The sequence below is a fragment of the Vogesella amnigena genome, assembly GCF_042648905.1.
In the GTDB taxonomy this organism is placed as follows: Bacteria; Pseudomonadota; Gammaproteobacteria; order Burkholderiales; family Chromobacteriaceae; genus Vogesella; species Vogesella amnigena.
This window is the reverse complement of the sequence record NZ_JBHRYH010000021.1, coordinates 35989-53105: the sequence shown is the minus strand read 5'-3', so window position 1 is coordinate 53105 and position 17117 is coordinate 35989. Positions and strand designations below refer to the sequence as shown.

Annotated in this window: 31 protein-coding genes; all 31 read left to right on the top strand. The window is 55.1% G+C overall.

Annotation, left to right across the window (positions count from 1 at the left end):
- Positions 1-4: 4 nt before the first annotated feature.
- Positions 5-1195 (top strand): elongation factor Tu, encoded by a 1191-nt coding sequence (gene tuf / locus ACFOKJ_RS10080; protein ID WP_390279176.1) that lies wholly within the window; start codon positions 5-7, stop codon positions 1193-1195.
- 14 nt (positions 1196-1209) lie between these two features.
- Entirely contained in the window at positions 1210-1521 is a 312-nt protein-coding gene (gene rpsJ, locus ACFOKJ_RS10075) for a 30S ribosomal protein S10 (RefSeq protein WP_011137734.1), read from the top strand.
- A gap of 144 nt (positions 1522-1665) precedes the next feature.
- Entirely contained in the window at positions 1666-2310 is a 645-nt protein-coding gene (rplC, locus tag ACFOKJ_RS10070) for a 50S ribosomal protein L3 (protein ID WP_390279174.1), read from the top strand.
- Positions 2310-2930 (top strand): 50S ribosomal protein L4, encoded by a 621-nt coding sequence (gene rplD, locus ACFOKJ_RS10065; RefSeq protein WP_390279172.1) that lies wholly within the window; start codon positions 2310-2312, stop codon positions 2928-2930. Before rplC ends, rplD begins: the two co-directional genes overlap by 1 nt.
- Positions 2927-3235, top strand: coding sequence for a 50S ribosomal protein L23 (rplW, locus tag ACFOKJ_RS10060; protein ID WP_390279170.1), 309 nt, complete (start codon positions 2927-2929; stop codon positions 3233-3235). The genes rplD and rplW overlap by 4 nt, the downstream gene beginning before the upstream one ends.
- 11 nt (positions 3236-3246) lie before the next feature.
- Positions 3247-4074, top strand: a complete 828-nt coding sequence (rplB, locus tag ACFOKJ_RS10055) for a 50S ribosomal protein L2 (RefSeq protein ID WP_390279168.1) — start codon at positions 3247-3249, stop codon at positions 4072-4074.
- Between the two features lie 13 nt (positions 4075-4087).
- Entirely contained in the window at positions 4088-4366 is a 279-nt protein-coding gene (rpsS, locus tag ACFOKJ_RS10050; protein WP_017507372.1) for a 30S ribosomal protein S19, read from the top strand.
- 9 nt (positions 4367-4375) lie between these two features.
- Positions 4376-4705, top strand: a complete 330-nt coding sequence (gene rplV, locus ACFOKJ_RS10045; protein ID WP_390279165.1) for a 50S ribosomal protein L22 — start codon at positions 4376-4378, stop codon at positions 4703-4705.
- Positions 4706-4715: 10 nt separating this feature from the next.
- A complete protein-coding gene (rpsC, locus tag ACFOKJ_RS10040) occupies positions 4716-5420 on the top strand; it encodes a 30S ribosomal protein S3 (protein ID WP_390279163.1) in 705 nt (234 codons plus the stop codon).
- On the top strand, positions 5404-5820 hold the full coding sequence (gene rplP / locus ACFOKJ_RS10035) for a 50S ribosomal protein L16 (protein ID WP_088965559.1): 417 nt from the start codon (positions 5404-5406) through the stop codon (positions 5818-5820). The genes rpsC and rplP overlap by 17 nt, the downstream gene beginning before the upstream one ends.
- On the top strand, positions 5820-6008 hold the full coding sequence (gene rpmC, locus ACFOKJ_RS10030) for a 50S ribosomal protein L29 (RefSeq protein ID WP_088965558.1): 189 nt from the start codon (positions 5820-5822) through the stop codon (positions 6006-6008). Before rplP ends, rpmC begins: the two co-directional genes overlap by 1 nt.
- Before the next feature lies 1 nt (position 6009).
- Complete coding sequence (gene rpsQ, locus ACFOKJ_RS10025; protein WP_390279160.1) at positions 6010-6273, top strand: 30S ribosomal protein S17; 264 nt, start codon at positions 6010-6012, stop codon at positions 6271-6273.
- A 172-nt stretch (positions 6274-6445) separates the two neighbouring features.
- A complete protein-coding gene (gene rplN / locus ACFOKJ_RS10020) occupies positions 6446-6814 on the top strand; it encodes a 50S ribosomal protein L14 (RefSeq protein WP_390279158.1) in 369 nt (122 codons plus the stop codon).
- 11 nt (positions 6815-6825) lie between these two features.
- Entirely contained in the window at positions 6826-7140 is a 315-nt protein-coding gene (gene rplX / locus ACFOKJ_RS10015; protein WP_390279156.1) for a 50S ribosomal protein L24, read from the top strand.
- 9 nt (positions 7141-7149) lie between these two features.
- On the top strand, positions 7150-7689 hold the full coding sequence (gene rplE, locus ACFOKJ_RS10010) for a 50S ribosomal protein L5 (protein ID WP_088965554.1): 540 nt from the start codon (positions 7150-7152) through the stop codon (positions 7687-7689).
- A gap of 4 nt (positions 7690-7693) precedes the next feature.
- Positions 7694-7999: a 30S ribosomal protein S14 gene (gene rpsN, locus ACFOKJ_RS10005; RefSeq protein WP_088965553.1), complete on the top strand. Its 306-nt coding sequence runs from the start codon at positions 7694-7696 to the stop codon at positions 7997-7999.
- 13 nt (positions 8000-8012) lie between these two features.
- Positions 8013-8408 carry a 30S ribosomal protein S8 gene (gene rpsH, locus ACFOKJ_RS10000; protein ID WP_088965552.1) on the top strand — a complete coding sequence of 132 codons (396 nt, stop codon included), beginning with the start codon at positions 8013-8015 and terminating at the stop codon, positions 8406-8408.
- Positions 8409-8421: 13 nt separating this feature from the next.
- Positions 8422-8955: a 50S ribosomal protein L6 gene (gene rplF, locus ACFOKJ_RS09995; protein ID WP_390279153.1), complete on the top strand. Its 534-nt coding sequence runs from the start codon at positions 8422-8424 to the stop codon at positions 8953-8955.
- A gap of 13 nt (positions 8956-8968) precedes the next feature.
- Positions 8969-9322: a 50S ribosomal protein L18 gene (rplR, locus tag ACFOKJ_RS09990; RefSeq protein ID WP_390279151.1), complete on the top strand. Its 354-nt coding sequence runs from the start codon at positions 8969-8971 to the stop codon at positions 9320-9322.
- A gap of 12 nt (positions 9323-9334) precedes the next feature.
- Positions 9335-9853: a 30S ribosomal protein S5 gene (gene rpsE / locus ACFOKJ_RS09985; protein WP_390279149.1), complete on the top strand. Its 519-nt coding sequence runs from the start codon at positions 9335-9337 to the stop codon at positions 9851-9853.
- Positions 9846-10031: a 50S ribosomal protein L30 gene (rpmD, locus tag ACFOKJ_RS09980; protein ID WP_088965548.1), complete on the top strand. Its 186-nt coding sequence runs from the start codon at positions 9846-9848 to the stop codon at positions 10029-10031. Before rpsE ends, rpmD begins: the two co-directional genes overlap by 8 nt.
- A gap of 3 nt (positions 10032-10034) precedes the next feature.
- Positions 10035-10469, top strand: a complete 435-nt coding sequence (rplO, locus tag ACFOKJ_RS09975; protein ID WP_390279147.1) for a 50S ribosomal protein L15 — start codon at positions 10035-10037, stop codon at positions 10467-10469.
- A gap of 9 nt (positions 10470-10478) precedes the next feature.
- Positions 10479-11795, top strand: a complete 1317-nt coding sequence (gene secY, locus ACFOKJ_RS09970; RefSeq protein WP_390279145.1) for a preprotein translocase subunit SecY — start codon at positions 10479-10481, stop codon at positions 11793-11795.
- A gap of 20 nt (positions 11796-11815) precedes the next feature.
- Positions 11816-12034, top strand: coding sequence for a translation initiation factor IF-1 (infA, locus tag ACFOKJ_RS09965; RefSeq protein ID WP_144372263.1), 219 nt, complete (start codon positions 11816-11818; stop codon positions 12032-12034).
- A 34-nt stretch (positions 12035-12068) separates the two neighbouring features.
- On the top strand, positions 12069-12182 hold the full coding sequence (gene rpmJ / locus ACFOKJ_RS09960; protein ID WP_011137711.1) for a 50S ribosomal protein L36: 114 nt from the start codon (positions 12069-12071) through the stop codon (positions 12180-12182).
- Positions 12183-12251: 69 nt separating this feature from the next.
- Positions 12252-12614, top strand: a complete 363-nt coding sequence (gene rpsM, locus ACFOKJ_RS09955) for a 30S ribosomal protein S13 (protein WP_390279142.1) — start codon at positions 12252-12254, stop codon at positions 12612-12614.
- A gap of 16 nt (positions 12615-12630) precedes the next feature.
- The gene (rpsK, locus tag ACFOKJ_RS09950) at positions 12631-13026 is read left to right on the top strand and encodes a 30S ribosomal protein S11 (RefSeq protein ID WP_088965543.1); all 396 of its coding nucleotides are present in this window, start codon (positions 12631-12633) and stop codon (positions 13024-13026) included.
- Positions 13027-13043: 17 nt separating this feature from the next.
- The gene (gene rpsD, locus ACFOKJ_RS09945) at positions 13044-13664 is read left to right on the top strand and encodes a 30S ribosomal protein S4 (protein WP_390279139.1); all 621 of its coding nucleotides are present in this window, start codon (positions 13044-13046) and stop codon (positions 13662-13664) included.
- A gap of 23 nt (positions 13665-13687) precedes the next feature.
- Positions 13688-14671, top strand: coding sequence for a DNA-directed RNA polymerase subunit alpha (locus ACFOKJ_RS09940; RefSeq protein ID WP_390279137.1), 984 nt, complete (start codon positions 13688-13690; stop codon positions 14669-14671).
- A gap of 22 nt (positions 14672-14693) precedes the next feature.
- On the top strand, positions 14694-15086 hold the full coding sequence (rplQ, locus tag ACFOKJ_RS09935) for a 50S ribosomal protein L17 (RefSeq protein WP_390279135.1): 393 nt from the start codon (positions 14694-14696) through the stop codon (positions 15084-15086).
- A 310-nt stretch (positions 15087-15396) separates the two neighbouring features.
- Positions 15397-17037 carry a methyl-accepting chemotaxis protein gene (locus tag ACFOKJ_RS09930; RefSeq protein WP_390279133.1) on the top strand — a complete coding sequence of 547 codons (1641 nt, stop codon included), beginning with the start codon at positions 15397-15399 and terminating at the stop codon, positions 17035-17037.
- Positions 17038-17117 lie beyond the last annotated feature (80 nt).

Genomic DNA, 17117 nt, shown 5'->3' with positions numbered 1-17117 from the left:
CAAAATGGCAAAAGAAAAGTTTGAGCGGAATAAACCGCACGTAAACGTCGGCACCATCGGTCACGTTGACCATGGTAAAACCACTCTGACCGCTGCTATCACCACCATTCTGTCCAAGAAGTTCGGTGGCGAAGCTAAAGACTACTCCCAGATCGACAGCGCGCCGGAAGAAAAAGCCCGCGGTATTACCATTAACACCGCGCACGTAGAATACGAAACCGCTACCCGCCACTACGCACACGTAGACTGCCCGGGTCACGCTGACTACGTTAAGAACATGATTACCGGTGCCGCCCAGATGGATGGCGCGATCCTGGTATGTTCCGCTGCTGACGGTCCGATGCCGCAGACCCGCGAACACATCCTGCTGTCCCGCCAGGTTGGCGTACCGTACATCATCGTGTTCCTGAACAAGGCTGACCTGGTGGATGACGCCGAGCTGCTGGAACTGGTGGAAATGGAAGTGCGCGATCTGCTGTCTTCCTACGACTTCCCGGGCGACGACACTCCGATCGTTACTGGTTCTGCTCGTCTGGCGCTGGAAGGCGACCAGTCCGAGTACGGCGAGCCGGCAATCTTCCGTCTGGCTGACGCACTGGATTCCTACATCCCGACTCCGGAGCGTGCCATCGACAAGCCGTTCCTGCTGCCGATCGAAGACGTATTCTCCATCTCCGGCCGCGGTACCGTGGTTACCGGTCGTGTAGAGCGCGGTATCGTTAAAGTTGGTGAAGAACTGGAAATCGTTGGTCTGAAGGCCACCGTTAAGACCACCTGCACCGGCGTGGAAATGTTCCGCAAGCTGCTGGACCAAGGTCAGGCTGGCGACAACGTTGGCGTGCTGCTGCGTGGTACCAAGCGTGAAGACGTTGAACGTGGTCAGGTCCTGTCCAAGCCGGGTTCCATTACCCCGCATACCAAGTTCCAGGCATCCGTGTACGTGCTGAGCAAGGACGAAGGTGGTCGTCACACCCCGTTCTTCGCTAACTACCGTCCGCAGTTCTACTTCCGTACTACCGACGTGACCGGCGCAATCAGCCTGGCCGAAGGTGTGGAAATGGTAATGCCGGGTGACAACGTGGAAATCACCGTAGAACTGATCGCTCCGATCGCTATGGAAGATGGTCTGCGTTTCGCGATCCGCGAAGGCGGCCGCACCGTTGGTGCCGGCGTAGTTGCCAAGATCATCGCTTAAGGATCGGAGAACTCATGTCTAGCCAGAAAATCCGCATCCGCCTGAAGGCTTTCGATTACAACCTGATCGATCGTTCCGCTCAGGAAATCGTTGAAACTGCCAAGCGCACTGGTGCTGTTGTTAAGGGCCCGGTTCCGCTGCCGACCAAGATCGAGCGTTTCAACGTGCTGCGTTCCCCGCACGTGAACAAAACTTCCCGTGATCAGCTGGAAATCCGTACCCATCTGCGTCTGATGGACATTGTCGATCCTACCGACAAGACCGTTGATGCGCTGATGAAACTGGATCTGCCGGCCGGCGTGGATGTGGAAATCAAGCTGCAGTAATTGCGGATAGTCGATGTGTGTACGCTAAGTGCTTGCATGCATTGAATTTTCTGTGATACAGTCGCGGACTCATCATTTTGATGAGTCCGCTTTTCTTTTGAGCAAGCCGGTCAATCGTAATCGGCGCCTGTAAAGGAAATAAACATGACTTTAGGTCTGGTCGGTCGCAAAGTCGGCATGACCCGCATTTTTACCGAAGACGGTGCGTCCGTTCCGGTAACTGTGCTGGATATGTCCGCTAACCGCGTATCGCAAATTAAAACTGCTGACACCGACGGCTACACCGCCGTACAGGTAGCAGCTGGCTCCCGCAAAGCCAACCGTGTAAACAAAGCTGAAGCTGGTCACTTTGCCAAGGCTGGTATCGAGGCTGCTCGCACTATGCGCGAGTTCGTCTTGTCCGCCGATCAACTGGCATCCCTGAATGTGGGTGACAAGCTGTCCGTTGAAGTTTTCCAGGTTGGTCAGCTGGTAGACGTAACCGGTACCTCCAAAGGTAAAGGTTTCTCTGGTGCCATCAAGCGCCACAACTTCTCGTCTAACCGCGCATCCCACGGTAACTCCGTTTCCCACAATTCGCCGGGTTCCATCGGTATGGCGCAAGATCCGGGTCGTGTATTCCCGGGTAAGCGCATGGCCGGTCAATACGGTAACGTGAAAAGCACCGTACAGTGCCTGGAAGTGGTTCGTATCGATGCGGAGCGTCAACTGATTCTGGTAAAAGGCGCAGTGCCGGGTGCCAAGAACGGTGACGTGGTAGTGCGTCCTAGCGTGAAGGCAGGTGCATAATGGAATTGAAAGTAATCAATGCTCAAGGGCAGCAGGTTGAAGCCCTGTCGGCCTCCGAAGCACTGTTTGCACGCGACTACAGTGAAGCACTGGTTCATCAGGTGGTTACCGCCTTCCTGGCCAATGCTCGTAGCGCCAACCGTGCTCAGCTGACTCGTGCCGAGGTTAAGCATTCGACCAAAAAGCCTTTCCGTCAGAAAGGTACTGGCCGCGCTCGTGCTGGTATGACTTCTTCCCCGCTGTGGCGTGGTGGTGGTCGCACCTTCCCGAACAAGCCGGACGAAAACTTCACCCAGAAAGTTAACCGTAAGCAATACCGTGCCGGTATGGCTACCATCCTGTCGCAGCTGGTGCGCGACGAGCGTCTGGTAGTGGTTGACGAGCTGACTGTTTCCTCGCCGAAAACCAAAGAGTTTGTGGCCAAGGTTAAGTCGCTGGGTCTGGATCGTGCTCTGATCATCACCAAAGAGCTCGACGAAAACCTCTATCTCTCTTCCCGTAACCTGCCGAACGTGCTGGTTATTGAAGCTCAGCAAGCTGATCCGTTCAGCCTGGTTCGCTTCAATAAAGTGGTCATCACCCGTGATGCCGTGAAGCAACTCGAGGAGCAATGGGCATGAACCAGGAACGTTTGCTGCAAGTAATTCTGGCGCCGATCGTATCCGAGAAAAGCACCATGATCGCTGAAAAGCATCAGCAGGTTGCTTTCCGTGTTGCTACCGATGCGACCAAGCCGGAAATCAAGGCTGCTGTTGAACTGCTGTTCAACGTAAAGGTTGAAGGTGTTTCCACTGTCAACGTCAAAGGCAAGACCAAGCGTTTTGGCCGTTTCGTTGGCCGCCGCAAAGACTGGAAAAAGGCTTATGTAAGCCTGGTTCCGGGTCAAGAACTTGACCTGACTGCCACCCCGGCCGCTGCGGAGTAAGGAGATAGAGTATGGCTCTCGTAAAAGTTAAGCCGACGTCTGCTGGTCGCCGCGCTGTAGTGAAGGTAGTAAACCCGGATCTGCACAAGGGCGCGCCGTTTGCAGCTCTGGTAGAGAAAAAAACCTCTACCGCTGGCCGTAACAACAACGGCCACATCACTACCCGTCACAAGGGTGGTGGTCACAAGAAGCACTATCGTATCGTTGACTTCCGTCGCAACAAGGATGCTATTCCGGCAACTGTTGAGCGTATTGAATACGATCCGAACCGTACCGCCCACATTGCCCTGCTGTGCTACGCAGACGGCGAGCGCCGCTACATCATCGCCCCGCGCGGTGTGAAGCCGGGTGCTGAGCTGATGTCTGGTGCCGAGGCCCCGATCAAGGCTGGTAACGCTCTGCCGATCCGCAACATTCCGGTTGGTACCACTATCCACTGCATCGAACTGCAGCCGGGTAAAGGTGCTCAGCTGGCGCGTTCCGCGGGCTCTTCCGCCATGCTGCTGGCCCGCGAAGGCATCTATGCCCAGCTGCGTCTGCGCTCCGGCGAAATCCGCAAGGTGCACGTTGACTGCCGCGCCACTGTTGGCGAAGTGGGTAACGAAGAGCACAGCCTGCGTAAGATCGGTAAAGCCGGTGCTAACCGCTGGCGTGGTATCCGTCCGACCGTTCGTGGTACTGCCATGAACCCGGTGGATCACCCGCACGGTGGTGGTGAAGGTCGCACTGGTGAAGGTCGCGTGCCTGTCAGCCCATGGGGTACCCCGACTAAGGGCTTCCGTACCCGTCGCAACAAGCGTACCGACAATATGATCGTACGCCGTCGCTTTCACAAATAAAGGGTAATGAGTAATGGCACGTTCGCTTAAAAAAGGCCCGTTTGTTGATCTCCACCTGCTGAAGAAAGTGGATGCGGTGCGTGCAACAAACGACAAGCGCCCGATCAAGACCTGGTCTCGCCGCTCCACCATCCTGCCGGACTTCATTGGTCTGACTATCGCTGTTCACAATGGCCGTACCCATGTTCCGGTGTACGTGTCTGAGAACATGGTTGGTCACAAGCTCGGTGAGTTTTCGCTGACTCGTACCTTCAAAGGCCATGCGGCTGACAAGAAGGCCAAGAAGAAATAAGGTGATGCGATGAAAGTTTCTGCACAACTGAACAATGCACGCCTTTCGGCACAGAAGTGCCGCCTGGTTGCAGATCTGATCCGCGGTCAGTCCGTTGGTCAGGCACTGAACATTCTGACCTTCTCCCCGAAGAAGGGTGCTGGCCTCATCAAGAAGGTATTGGAATCCGCTATTGCCAACGCTGAGCATAACGAAGGCGCGGACATCGATACACTGAAAGTGACCAGCATTTACGTGGACAAGGGCCCGAGCCTGAAGCGTTTTACCGCTCGTGCTAAAGGCCGCGGTAACCGTATCGAGAAGCAGACCTGCCACATCACGCTGAGCGTGGGCAACTAAGGGGTAAGCTATGGGTCAGAAGATTCATCCGACGGGTTTCCGTCTTGCAGTAACCAAAAACTGGGCTTCCAAGTGGTTTGCAAACTCTCAGGATTTTGCCGGCCAACTGAAGCAGGACATCGAAGTACGCGAGTTTCTGAAGAAGAAGCTGGCTCACGCAGCTGTTGGCCGCGTGGTGATCGAGCGTCCGGCCAAGTCCGCCCGTATTACTATTCACAGTGCCCGTCCGGGTGTGGTGATTGGCAAGAAAGGCGAGGATATCGAGGTTCTGAAGAAAGAACTGCAAGCTCGTATGGGCGTGCCGGTTCATGTGAACATCGAAGAAATCCGCAAGCCGGAAGTTGACGCTCAGATCATCGCCGATGGCATCGCTTCCCAGCTGGAGAAGCGCGTGATGTTCCGTCGCGCCATGAAGCGTTCCATGCAGAACGCCATGCGCATGGGCGCCCAGGGTATCAAGATCATGAGTTCCGGTCGTCTGAACGGTATCGATATCGCGCGTAGCGAGTGGTACCGCGAAGGTCGCGTTCCGCTGCACACTCTGCGTGCAGACGTTGACTACGCAACTTCCGAAGCTCACACCACCTACGGTGTGATCGGTATCAAGGTATGGGTGTACAAGGGTGACGTTAAGCCTGGTCAGGTTCAGGCTGCGCCGGTAGCACCTGAGAAGAAACCGCGTAAGGCAGGAGCTCGAAATGCTGCAGCCAACTAGACTCAAGTACCGCAAACAGCACAAAGGTCGTAACACTGGCCTGGCTACTCGTGGCAACAAGGTAAGCTTCGGCGATTTCGGTCTGAAGGCCGTTGGCCGTGGCCGTCTGACTGCTCGTCAGATCGAAGCTGCCCGTCGTGCAATGACTCGTCACATCAAGCGTGGCGGCCGTATCTGGATCCGTGTATTCCCGGACAAGCCGATTACTTCCAAGCCTGCTGAAGTTCGTATGGGTGGGGGTAAGGGTTCTCCGGAGTTCTACGTGGCCGAGATCCAGCCGGGCAAGATGCTGTACGAAATGGATGGCGTAGCTGAAGAGCTTGCTCGTGAAGCCTTCCGTCTGGCCGCAGCCAAGCTGCCGATCCCGACGGTATTCGTGACTAAACAGGTGGGTCAGTAATGAAAGCGACTGAACTGAAAGCCAAGAGCGTAGATGAGCTGAAGGCCGAGTTGCTCGGTCTGCTGAAGGCTCAATTCGCGCTGCGCATGCAGCACGCAACCCAGCAGCTGGCCAAAACCAGCGAGCTCAAGCGTGTGCGTCGTGAAATCGCGCGTGTTCGCACCGTTCTGAAAGAGAAGGCTGCTTAAGATGAGCGAAACTAAAGTGGTTCGTACGCTGACTGGCAAGGTTGTCAGCGACAAGATGGACAAGACTGTAACCGTCCTGGTCGAGCGCAAGGTTAAGCACCCGATCTACGGCAAGGTGATCCGTCGTTCCAAGAAGTTCCATGCCCATGACGAAAACAACGAGTACGGCATTGGTGACGTAGTAGTCATCAGTGAGACTCGTCCGGTTTCCAAAACCAAGGCTTGGGCAGTAACTGCGCTTGTCGAGAAGGCTCGTCAAGTGTAAGGCTTGCAGAGGGGGTCTCCCCTCTGTATAATGGTTGTTTTCGAGGGTTCCCTCGAAATCATCCCTGACGGGGTCCAAGACTGGCCGCTAGACACGCCGCGATTTATTGCGGCGTTTCCTTCATCTTTGGGAGGGAAAGAGGCGGAATTAAGTTGGATAGAAAGGTAATCACATGATTCAAATGCAGTCCATTTTGGACGTTGCAGACAACACCGGTGCGCGTTCCGTAATGTGCATCAAAGTGTTGGGCGGCTCCAAGCGTCGCTATGCTGGCGTGGGTGACATCATCAAGGTGAGCATCAAGGATGCAGCACCGCGTGGTCGTGTCAAAAAAGGCGATGTGTACAACGCTGTTGTTGTGCGCACTGCTAAGGGTGTTCGTCGTGCTGACGGTTCCCTGATCAAGTTTGACAACAACGCCGCAGTTCTGCTCAACAACAAGCTTGAGCCGATCGGTACTCGTATCTTCGGGCCCGTTACGCGTGAACTGCGTACCGAGCGCTTCATGAAGATCGTATCGCTCGCTCCTGAAGTGCTGTAAGGAGAGAATCAGTGCGTAAGATCCGTAAAGGCGACGAAGTAGTCGTAATCGCTGGCAAAGATAAAGGCAAGCGTGGCACCGTTCTGCGTGTTCTCGATGGCAAGCTGGTTGTTGAAGGCGTGAATATCGCCAAGAAACATCAGAAGCCGAACCCGGTGCGTGGTATCGCCGGTGGCATCGTTGAGAAGACCATGCCGCTGGACGTGTCCAATATTGCAATCTTCAATGCCGCCACCCAAAAAGCTGACCGCGTTGGCTTCAAGGTGCTGGAAGATGGCAAAAAAGTGCGCATCTTCAAGTCCACCGGCGAAATCGTGGGCGCGTAAGGAGCAAAAATGGCACGTTTGTATGATTTCTACAAAAGCACCGTTGTTCCTGATCTGATCAAGCAGTTCGGCTACAAGTCCGTAATGGAAGTGCCGCGCATCGAGAAGATCACTCTGAACATGGGTGTAGGTGAAGCTGTTGCCGACAAGAAGGTAATGGAGCACGCCGTTGGCGACCTGGAGAAGATTGCAGGTCAGAAACCGGTTGTGACTGCTGCCCGTAAGTCCATCGCTGGCTTCAAGATTCGTGATAACTACCCGGTTGGCTGCAAAGTTACCCTGCGTCGCGAGCGTATGTATGAGTTCCTGGATCGCCTGGTAACCATCGCTCTGCCGCGTGTGCGTGACTTCCGTGGTGTGTCTGGCAAGTCCTTCGACGGCCGTGGCAACTACAACATGGGCGTTAAAGAACAGATCATTTTCCCGGAAATCGAGTACGACAAGATCGATGCTCTGCGTGGTATGAACATTACCATCACCACTTCCGCGAAGACTGACGAAGAAGCCCGCGCTCTGCTGGCTGCGTTCAAATTCCCGTTTAAGGGCTAAGCTCATGGCTACTCTTGCACTGATCAATCGCGAAGAGAAGCGCGCGAAGCTCGTGGCTAAGTACGCTGCCAAGCGCGAAGAACTTCTCGCCATCATCAACAATTCGAATTTGTCCGACGAAGAACGCTTTGCTGCCCGCCTGAAGCTGCAGCAGCTGCCGCGCAATGCTAGCCCGGTACGCCAGCGTCGTCGTTGCGCCCTGACCGGTCGTCCGCGTGGCGTGTTCCGCAAATTCGGTCTGGCTCGTAACAAGCTCCGTGAAATCGCCATGAAAGGCGAAATCCCGGGTGTAGTTAAAGCCAGCTGGTAATAGGAGATACAGAATGAGCATGCAAGATCCTATCTCCGATATGCTGACTCGCATCCGTAACGGCCAGCGCGCCAACAAAGCTTCCGTGGCCATGCCGTCGTCGAAGCTGAAAGTGGCTATCGCTCAGGTGCTGAAGGATGAAGGCTACATCGAGAGCTTCTCGGTAACTGGCGAAGACAAGAAGCCGGTTCTGGAAGTAGAACTGAAGTACTACGTAGGTCGCCCGGTTATCGAGCGTATCGAACGTGTATCCCGTCCTGGCCTGCGCGTTTACAAGGGTTCCACTGAGATCCCTAAAGTAATGAACGGTCTGGGTGTGGCTATCGTTTCGACCTCCCGTGGTGTTATGACTGACCGCAAAGCGCGTGCTGCCGGTATCGGCGGTGAGCTGCTGTGCGTAGTGGCCTAATCGGAGGGTTGATATGTCTCGCGTAGCTAAAAACCCCGTGGTTATCCCTGCTGGCGTGGAAGTAAAGTTCGGCGCATCCGATGTAACCGTAAAAGGTGCACTGGGTGTTCTGACTACTGCCCTGTCCAGTGAAGTAGAAGTCAAGCTGGTGGACAACCAGCTGGAATTTGCTGCCAAGAACGACAGCAAGTTCGCCCGCTCCATGTCCGGCACCCTGCGTGCCCTGCTGAACAACATGGTGACTGGTGTTAGCAAAGGCTTCGAAAAGAAACTGCAACTGGTTGGCGTAGGCTACCGTGCTCAGGCACAGGGCGAAGCGCTGAACCTTTCGCTTGGTTTCTCTCACCCGGTCGTGCACAAGATGCCGGCTGGCGTGAAGTGTGAAACTCCGACTCAGACCGAGATCCTGATCAAAGGCGCTGACAAGCAGCAAGTTGGCCAGGTGGCAGCTGAAATCCGTGCTTACCGTTCGCCGGAGCCGTACAAAGGCAAGGGCGTTCGTTACTCGGATGAGGTTGTGGTTCTGAAAGAGACCAAGAAGAAGTAATTGAGGCACTGAAATGGACAAGAAACAGACTCGACTCCGTCGTGCACGCAAAACCCGTGCTCGTATTGCGGAGCTCAAGATGGCTCGTCTGTGCGTTCATCGCACTAATGGCCACATTTACGCTCAGGTCATCGATGAAACTGGCAGCCGCGTTCTGGCTAGCGCTTCCAGCCTGGAAGCCGGTCTGCGCGCTCAAGCATCGAATGGTGGCAATACCGCTGCAGCGGCTATCGTAGGCAAAGCAATTGCCGAAAAAGCCAAGGCTGCCGGTGTAAGCCAGGTTGCCTTTGATCGTTCCGGCTTCAAATACCATGGTCGTATCAAGGCCCTGGCCGATGCTGCCCGCGAAAACGGTCTTGTATTCTAATCGGAGTTAAGAATGGCTAAGCACGAGATCGAAGATCGTGGCGATGGTCTGATCGAGAAAATGATCGGTGTAAACCGCGTCACCAAAGTGGTGAAGGGCGGTCGCATCATGGCCTTCTCGGCTCTGACCGTTGTTGGTGATGGCGATGGTGGTATCGGCATGGGTAAGGGCCGTTCCAAGGAAGTGCCAGCTGCCGTACAAAAAGGTATGGAGCAGGCTCGCCGCAACATGTTCAAAGTTCCGCTGAAAAACGGCACGCTGCATCATGCAGTGGTTGGTGTCCATGGCGCCACCACCGTGTTCATGCAGCCGGCTAAGGACGGTACCGGTGTAAAAGCTGGCGGTCCGATGCGCGCTGTTTTTGAAGCGCTGGGTGTTCACAACGTATCTGCCAAGATTCATGGTTCCACCAACCCGTACAACGTGGTGCGTGCAACTCTGGATGGCCTGAGCAAGATTTGCACTCCGTCGCAGATCGCTGCCAAGCGTGGTCTGACCGTTGAGCAGATCCTGGGGGCAGATCATGAGTGATACCAAAACCATCAAAGTAACGCTGGTTAAGAGCCTGATCGGCCGCATCGAGTCCCACCGTGCCTGCGCGCGCGGTCTGGGCCTGAAGAAGCTGAATCAGACTGTTGAAGTAATCGACACTCCGGCTAACCGTGGCATGATCAACAAGATCAGCTACCTGGTTAAATTCGAGGGCTGAGAAATGTTGCTGAATACCATTAAGCCTGGTGCCGGCTCCAAGCATGCCAAGCGCCGTGTTGGCCGCGGCATTGGCAGCGGTCTGGGCAAGACTTGTGGTCGCGGCCACAAGGGTCAGAAGAGCCGTGCTGGTGGTTTCCACAAAGTGGGCTTTGAAGGCGGTCAAATGCCGCTGCAACGTCGTCTGCCGAAGCGTGGTTTCAAATCGCTGACCGCTGGCAACGTGGCTGAAGTTCGCCTCTCCGAACTGGCGCTGCTGCCGGTTGTTGAAGTGGATCTGCTGACTCTGAAGCAAGCAGGCCTGGTTCCGGCGCAATCGCTGGGTGCCAAGCTGATCCTGTCCGGTAGCGTTGACCGTGCCTTCACCCTGCGTGGCATCGCTGCCACCGCTGGTGCCAAGGCTGCTGTCGAGGCTGCAGGTGGTAGCTTCGTAGAATAAGGCTCAGCCGTGGCGAATACTTCTCTAGTTGGAAACAGCGACAAGTTTGGCGATCTCAAAAGTCGTATCTTGTTTCTGCTCGGCGCGCTGATCGTTTATCGCATTGGTGCGCATGTTCCGGTTCCCGGTATTGATCCGGCGGCACTAGCGAAGTTGTTCCAGTCGTCACAGACCGGCCTGCTCGACATGTTCAACATGTTCTCGGGTGGTGCCTTACAGCGATTTACGGTATTTGCCCTGGGCATCATGCCGTACATCTCTGCCTCCATCGTTCTTCAACTTGCTTCCGAGATCGTTCCGACTCTGAAGCAGTTGAAGAAGGAGGGTGATGCTGGACGTCGCAAAATCACTCAGTACACGCGCTATGCAACCCTGGCTCTGGCTTCGTTCCAGAGCTTTGGCATAGCTGTGATGCTGTTCAAGCAACCCAACCTCGTTGTCGTGCCGCAGGCAGAGTTCTACGTTACGACAGTGGTTAGTCTGGTTACCGGCACCATGTTCCTCATGTGGCTGGGCGAGCAGATTACCGAGCGTGGTCTGGGTAACGGCATTTCGTTGATTATCTGTGCAGGTATTGCCGCGGGTGTTCCTTCGGCAATGGGCAAAACGCTGACGCTGACAAGCCAAGGCTCCTTGCCGATCCTGCTGGTGATTCTGCTGTTTGTTGCAGTTATTGCCGTGACATATCTCGTGGTGTTCGTTGAGCGTGGTCAGCGCAAGGTTCTGGTGAATTATGCCAAGCGCCAGGTAGGTAATCGTGTCATGCAGGGCCAGAGCACGCATATGCCGCTCAAGCTCAACATGGCCGGTGTCATCCCGCCTATTTTTGCGTCGAGCATCATCCTGTTCCCTGCAACTGTGCTGGGTTGGTTTGGCAATACCGAAGGTCTGGGAATTTTGAAGTCTGTTGCTGACAAGCTTCATCCTGGTCAACCGGTATATGTGTTGCTGTACGCTGCGGCCATCATTTTCTTCTGTTACTTCTACACCGCTCTGGTTTTCAACCCCAGAGAGACTGCAGACAACCTGAAGAAAAGCGGGGCGTTCATCCCCGGTATTCGTCCTGGCGAACAGACTTCGCGTTACATCGAGAAGATCATTCTTCGCCTTACGCTGATTGGTGCGATCTACATCACACTGGTTTGCTTGCTGCCTGAGTTCCTGATCCTGAACTGGAACGTACCGTTCTATTTTGGTGGGACCTCGCTGTTGATCATGGTTGTGGTAACCATGGACTTCATGGCGCAAGTGCAGTCGTATGTTCTTTCCCATCAGTACGAAGGCCTGCTGAAGAAAGCAAACTTCAAAGGTGGCGCTAGTCGCTAAGGTAAACGGTAGCTGAGCATATGGCGAAAGAAGATACCATCCAGATGCAGGGCGAAGTCCTGGAAACGCTGCCTAACGCAACGTTCCGGGTGAAGCTCGAGAATGGACACGTTGTGCTGGGGCACATCTCCGGCAAGATGCGGATGCACTACATCCGCATCCTTCCGGGGGACAAGGTAACCGTAGAGATGACTCCCTACGACTTGTCTCGTGCCCGCATCGTGTTCCGTGCGAAGTAATCGCACTCGCTCTTTCAGATAGAAAGGAACTGAAATGCGTGTACAACCTTCGGTAAAGAAAATTTGCCGTAACTGCAAAATCATTCGTCGCAACCGTGTTGTACGAGTGATCTGCACTGATCCACGTCACAAGCAAAAACAAGGCTAACATTTGTTGGCTGCGTATTTCTTGTGCTAGAATCGCAACCTTTTCAAGCTTAACGCTTAAGGAAAGAGAATGGCCCGTATTGCAGGGGTAAACATCCCCAATCATGCGCATGCCGTTATCGGCCTGCAGGCTATCTATGGCATCGGCCAAACCCGCGCCAAGCTTATTTGCACTGCAGCTGGTATCAACCCGGCAAGCAAGGTGAAGGATCTGACTGAAGCCGAGATGGAATCTCTGCGTGTTGAAGTGGCTAAGTTCACCGTTGAAGGTGATCTGCGTCGCGAAATCACGATGAGCATCAAGCGTCTGATGGACATGGGCTGCTACCGCGGCTTCCGCCATCGTCGTGGTCTGCCGTGCCGTGGTCAGCGCACCCGTACCAATGCACGTACCCGCAAAGGCCCGCGTAAGCCTATTGCTGGTAAGAAGTAATTAAGGAACATAGATAATGGCTAAAGCAAACACAGCTGGTCGTGTACGCAAAAAAGTACGCAAGTCTGTTAGCGATGGCATCGTGCACGTGCACGCTTCCTTCAATAACACCATTATTACCATCACCGATCGTCAAGGGAATGCTTTGTCTTGGGCTACCTCCGGCGGTGCTGGCTTCAAAGGCTCGCGTAAAAGTACACCCTTTGCCGCTCAGGTAGCAGCAGAGCACGCTGGTAAAGTTGCCCAAGAATACGGTGTAAAAAACCTGGAAGTTCGCATCAAGGGTCCTGGCCCGGGTCGCGAATCCTCCGTACGCGCACTGAACGCGCTGGGTTTCAAAGTGACCAGCATCTCCGACGTGACGCCCGTTCCGCACAACGGTTGCCGTCCTCCCAAGAAACGTCGTATCTAATCTGGAGAGTCTGAGAAATGGCACGTTACACTGGCCCGAAATGTAAACTGGCTCGTCGCGAAGGGACTGATCTCTTCCTGAAGAGCGCTCGCCGTGCACTGGACTCCAAGTGCAAACTGGATACCGCTCCAGGTCAGCATGGCGCCAAGAACACCCGCCTGTCCGGCTTTGGTGTTCAGCTGCGTGAAAAGCAGAAAGTACGTCGCATGTACGGCGTTATGGAACGTCAGTTCCGCAAGTACTTTGCTGAAGCGGCTCGCCGTCAAGGCTCCACTGGTGAAAACCTGCTGCAGATCCTGGAATCCCGTCTGGATAACGTTGTTTATCGCATGGGTTTTGGTTCTACTCGCGCAGAAGCACGCCAGCTGGTAAGCCACAAGGCGATCACTGTTAATGGCGTTGTAGTGAACATCGCGTCCTACCAGGTTAAAGCTGGTGATGTGGTTGCTGTTCGTGAGAAGGCCAAGAAGCAGGTTCGTATTCAAGAAGGTCTGGCTCTGGCTGAACAGATCGGCTTCCCGGCTTGGGTCGCAGTTGACTCCAAGAAGATGGAAGGCGTTTTCAAGACTGTTCCTGAGCGTTCCGAGTTGTCTAGCGATATCAACGAACAACTCGTTGTGGAATTCTACTCCAAGTAATCGCTAGCTCTTAAGGAATGACTATGCAAAACAGCGCTTCGGAATTTCTGAAACCGCGTCTGATCGATGTGCAGCCGGTAACGGCTACACATGCACGTGTGTCGATGGAGCCGTTTGAGCGTGGCTATGCCCATACCCTGGGCAATGCGCTGCGCCGCATTCTGCTGTCGTCGATGCCGGGCTACGCCCCGACCGAAGTAACTATCGCTGGCGTTTTGCATGAGTATTCCGCTCTTGACGGTGTGCGGGAGGATGTTGTTGACATCCTCCTGAACCTGAAGGGCGTAGTGCTTAAACTGCATGGTCGTGAAAACCTGATCCTGTCCCTGAAAAAGGATGGTGAAGGTGCTGTTCTGGCCGGTGACATCGAGCTGCCGCATGACGTTGAAGTGATCAACCCTGATCACGTCATTTGTCATCTGTCTGCTGGTGGCAAGATTGATATGGAAGTCAAAGTGGAAAAAGGCCGCGGTTACCAGCCGGTAGCTGCTCGCATCAACCATGATGACAACCGTGCAATCGGTACCATCCAGCTCGATGCCTCCTTCTCCCCGGTGCGTCGTGTCAGCTTTAATGTTGAAAGCGCCCGTGTAGAGCAGCGTACCGACCTGGATCGTCTGGTTCTCGATATCGAGACCAATGGCGTGATCGAACCGGAAGAAGCAGTCCGCCTGGCGGCTCGCATTCTGGTTGATCAGCTGTCGATCTTTGCAGACCTGCAAGGCACCGCAGTTGAGGAAGTCGTTGAAAAGGCACCGCCGATCGATCCGATCCTGCTGCGCCCGGTAGACGATCTCGAACTTACGGTACGTTCCGCCAACTGTCTGAAGGCCGAGAACATTTACTACATCGGTGATCTGATCCAGCGTACGGAAACCGAGCTGCTGAAGACTCCGAACCTTGGTCGTAAGTCGTTGAATGAGATCAAGGAAGTTCTCGCTTCTAAAGGCCTGACCCTGGGCATGAAACTCGAAAACTGGCCGCCGGCTGGTCTCGAAAAGCCCTGAGCCGGGATAAAAGGACACTACAATGCGTCATCGTAATAGCAATCGTAAACTGAACCGTACCAGCAGCCACCGTCTGGCCATGCTTCGCAATATGGCTAACTCGCTGCTGCGTCACGAAACCATCGTGACTACTCTGCCGAAGGCCAAAGAACTGCGCCGCGTTGCCGAGCCGCTGATTACCCTGGGTAAGAAGCCGTCCCTGGCAAACCGTCGTCTGGCTTTTGACCGCACTCGCGACCGTGAAGTGGTTGTGAAACTGTTCGACGTTCTGGGCCCGCGCTTTGCAGCCCGTAACGGCGGCTACGTTCGCATCCTGAAGTACGGTTTCCGTCAGGGCGACAACGCTCCGATGGCTCTGGTCGAGCTGGTTGACCGTGCAGAAGGTGAAGTAGTTGTTGAAGAAGCTGCTGAATAAGCAGGTTTCTTCCTGAAAAGCCGGCACTTGTGCCGGCTTTTTCTATTCTTGTCCCCGTGTCGCTTCTCGTGTTTTCTCGCTGATTGTTGCGCGCTCCCGTCGCGGCTTGCGTGTTCACTCCTGCTTATCCTTTGTCTGCAATGTGTTGCTCCGCAGTTGCGTGCGCCTAGGGCTTACCCTTGCTTTACCGTGTTGTCGCTGTTTTTCCTGTGCGGCAAGATGACAAATCCTCGGTTTATCTTTAAATTAATTGATATAAAAAGGTGTGAACAAGCACCATTCATACAAAAAGAGCCCCGGGAGATTGTCGATGAAGCAAAGCAAGAGCTGGTCACTGAAGAGCAGGTTGTGGCTGCAGGTAGTGGTGGTGGCGGTAGTACTGATGACGGTGGGAGGATTGTCACTGTTGCATGAGCGTTCCGCCATGCTGAAGGACCGTGAGACCAAGGTGAAGAATCTGACCGAGGTCGCCCTGTCGGTGGTCAAGAGTTACGAGCAGCGGGCAGCCAGCGGTGAGCTGAGCGAAGCCGAGGCGAAGCGTCAGGCGGCGATGGTGCTAAACCAGGCGCGCTATAGCGGAGCGGAATATTTCTTTGCCTTTGACCGTGACTGGAACTGGGTAGTGCATGGTGCCAAGGCCGCGATGATCGGCAAGAACCTGGAGAGCATCAAGGATGCTTCCGGCGCGCCATTAAAACCGATCTTCGTAGCGTCGCTGCAGCAAGAGGCTGGCAAGGGAACTGCCCGTTATGTATGGGACAAGCCGGGACATGATACGCCGCAGCCCAAGGTTTCCTACCTGGCTACTTCCGAGAAGTGGGGCTGGGTGGTTGGTACCGGCATTTATCTGGACGATGTGCAGGCTGAGTTCATGCAACAGGCGCTGTTGCTGGCGCTGGAGATCCTGATTGCCATTGTGGTGGTGGTGGCGCTGGGGGCCTGGCTGCGACGCAGTGTGATGCAGCAGCTTGGTGCTGAGCCATCGGTGACTCGTGAGGTAGTGCATCGTATCGCGCAAGGTGACTTGCATGTCCCGATTCCGGTGGCGAAAGGCGGGGAAGAGAGCCTGTTGGCCGCGGTAGCCGACATGCAACAGCACTTGCGTGAGCTGGTTGGTGGCATCGCCGATAGCAGCGGCAATCTTTCCGGCATGGCGGCGGATATCAGTAGCAGTGCCAGGGAGGTTGCGCATAGTTCTGACCGGCAGAGCGAGGCGGCTACGCAGATGGCGGCGGCAATCGAGCAGCTGACGGCCAGCATCAAGCAGATTGCCGAGCTGGCGGACCATGCGCGCGAAGTTTCGGCCAATTCAGGCGAGTTGTCGAATCAGGGCGGGGAAGTGATTGCCAGTGCGGTAGTGGAGATGCAGCGTATCAATGCCGCTGTCGACCATGCTGCCTCGACGATCAGCGAACTGGTCGACAAGACAGAAACCATTTCCAGCATCATGCAGGTGATCAAGGATATTGCCGACCAGACCAATCTACTGGCGCTGAATGCAGCGATCGAGGCGGCGCGTGCAGGTGAGAGTGGCCGCGGCTTTGCCGTGGTGGCGGATGAGGTACGCAAACTTTCCGAGCGCACCGCCGGCGCCACTCAGGAGATTGCCGACATGATCCGCGACATTCAGCAGGGTTCTGCAGAGTCGCGCAACAATATGGAAGAAGCGGTGAACCGGGTGAAGGCTGGCCTGGCGCTGGCCGAGCAGGGCGGTGAGGCAATTCGCCATATTCGCGACAGTGCTGGTGGGGTGGTGGGAGTGGTGAAGGAAATCTCCCAGGCCCTGGCTGAACAGGGTCATGCCAGCGAGGAGATTACCCGCAGCGTGGAGCAGATTGCGCATGCTGCGGCCAATAATGCTGATGCTTCTGGCAAGACCTCCGGATCAATGAGCGAACTGAACCGCCTGACCGAGCGCTTACGCGGCTTGGTGGCACGCTTCCAGGTGTAATGCCAATCGCCTGTGACTAGCCAAGGCGGATAGGCAGCAAAATGCCGCGCACCAGTAAAACTGGGCGCGGCATTTTGCAT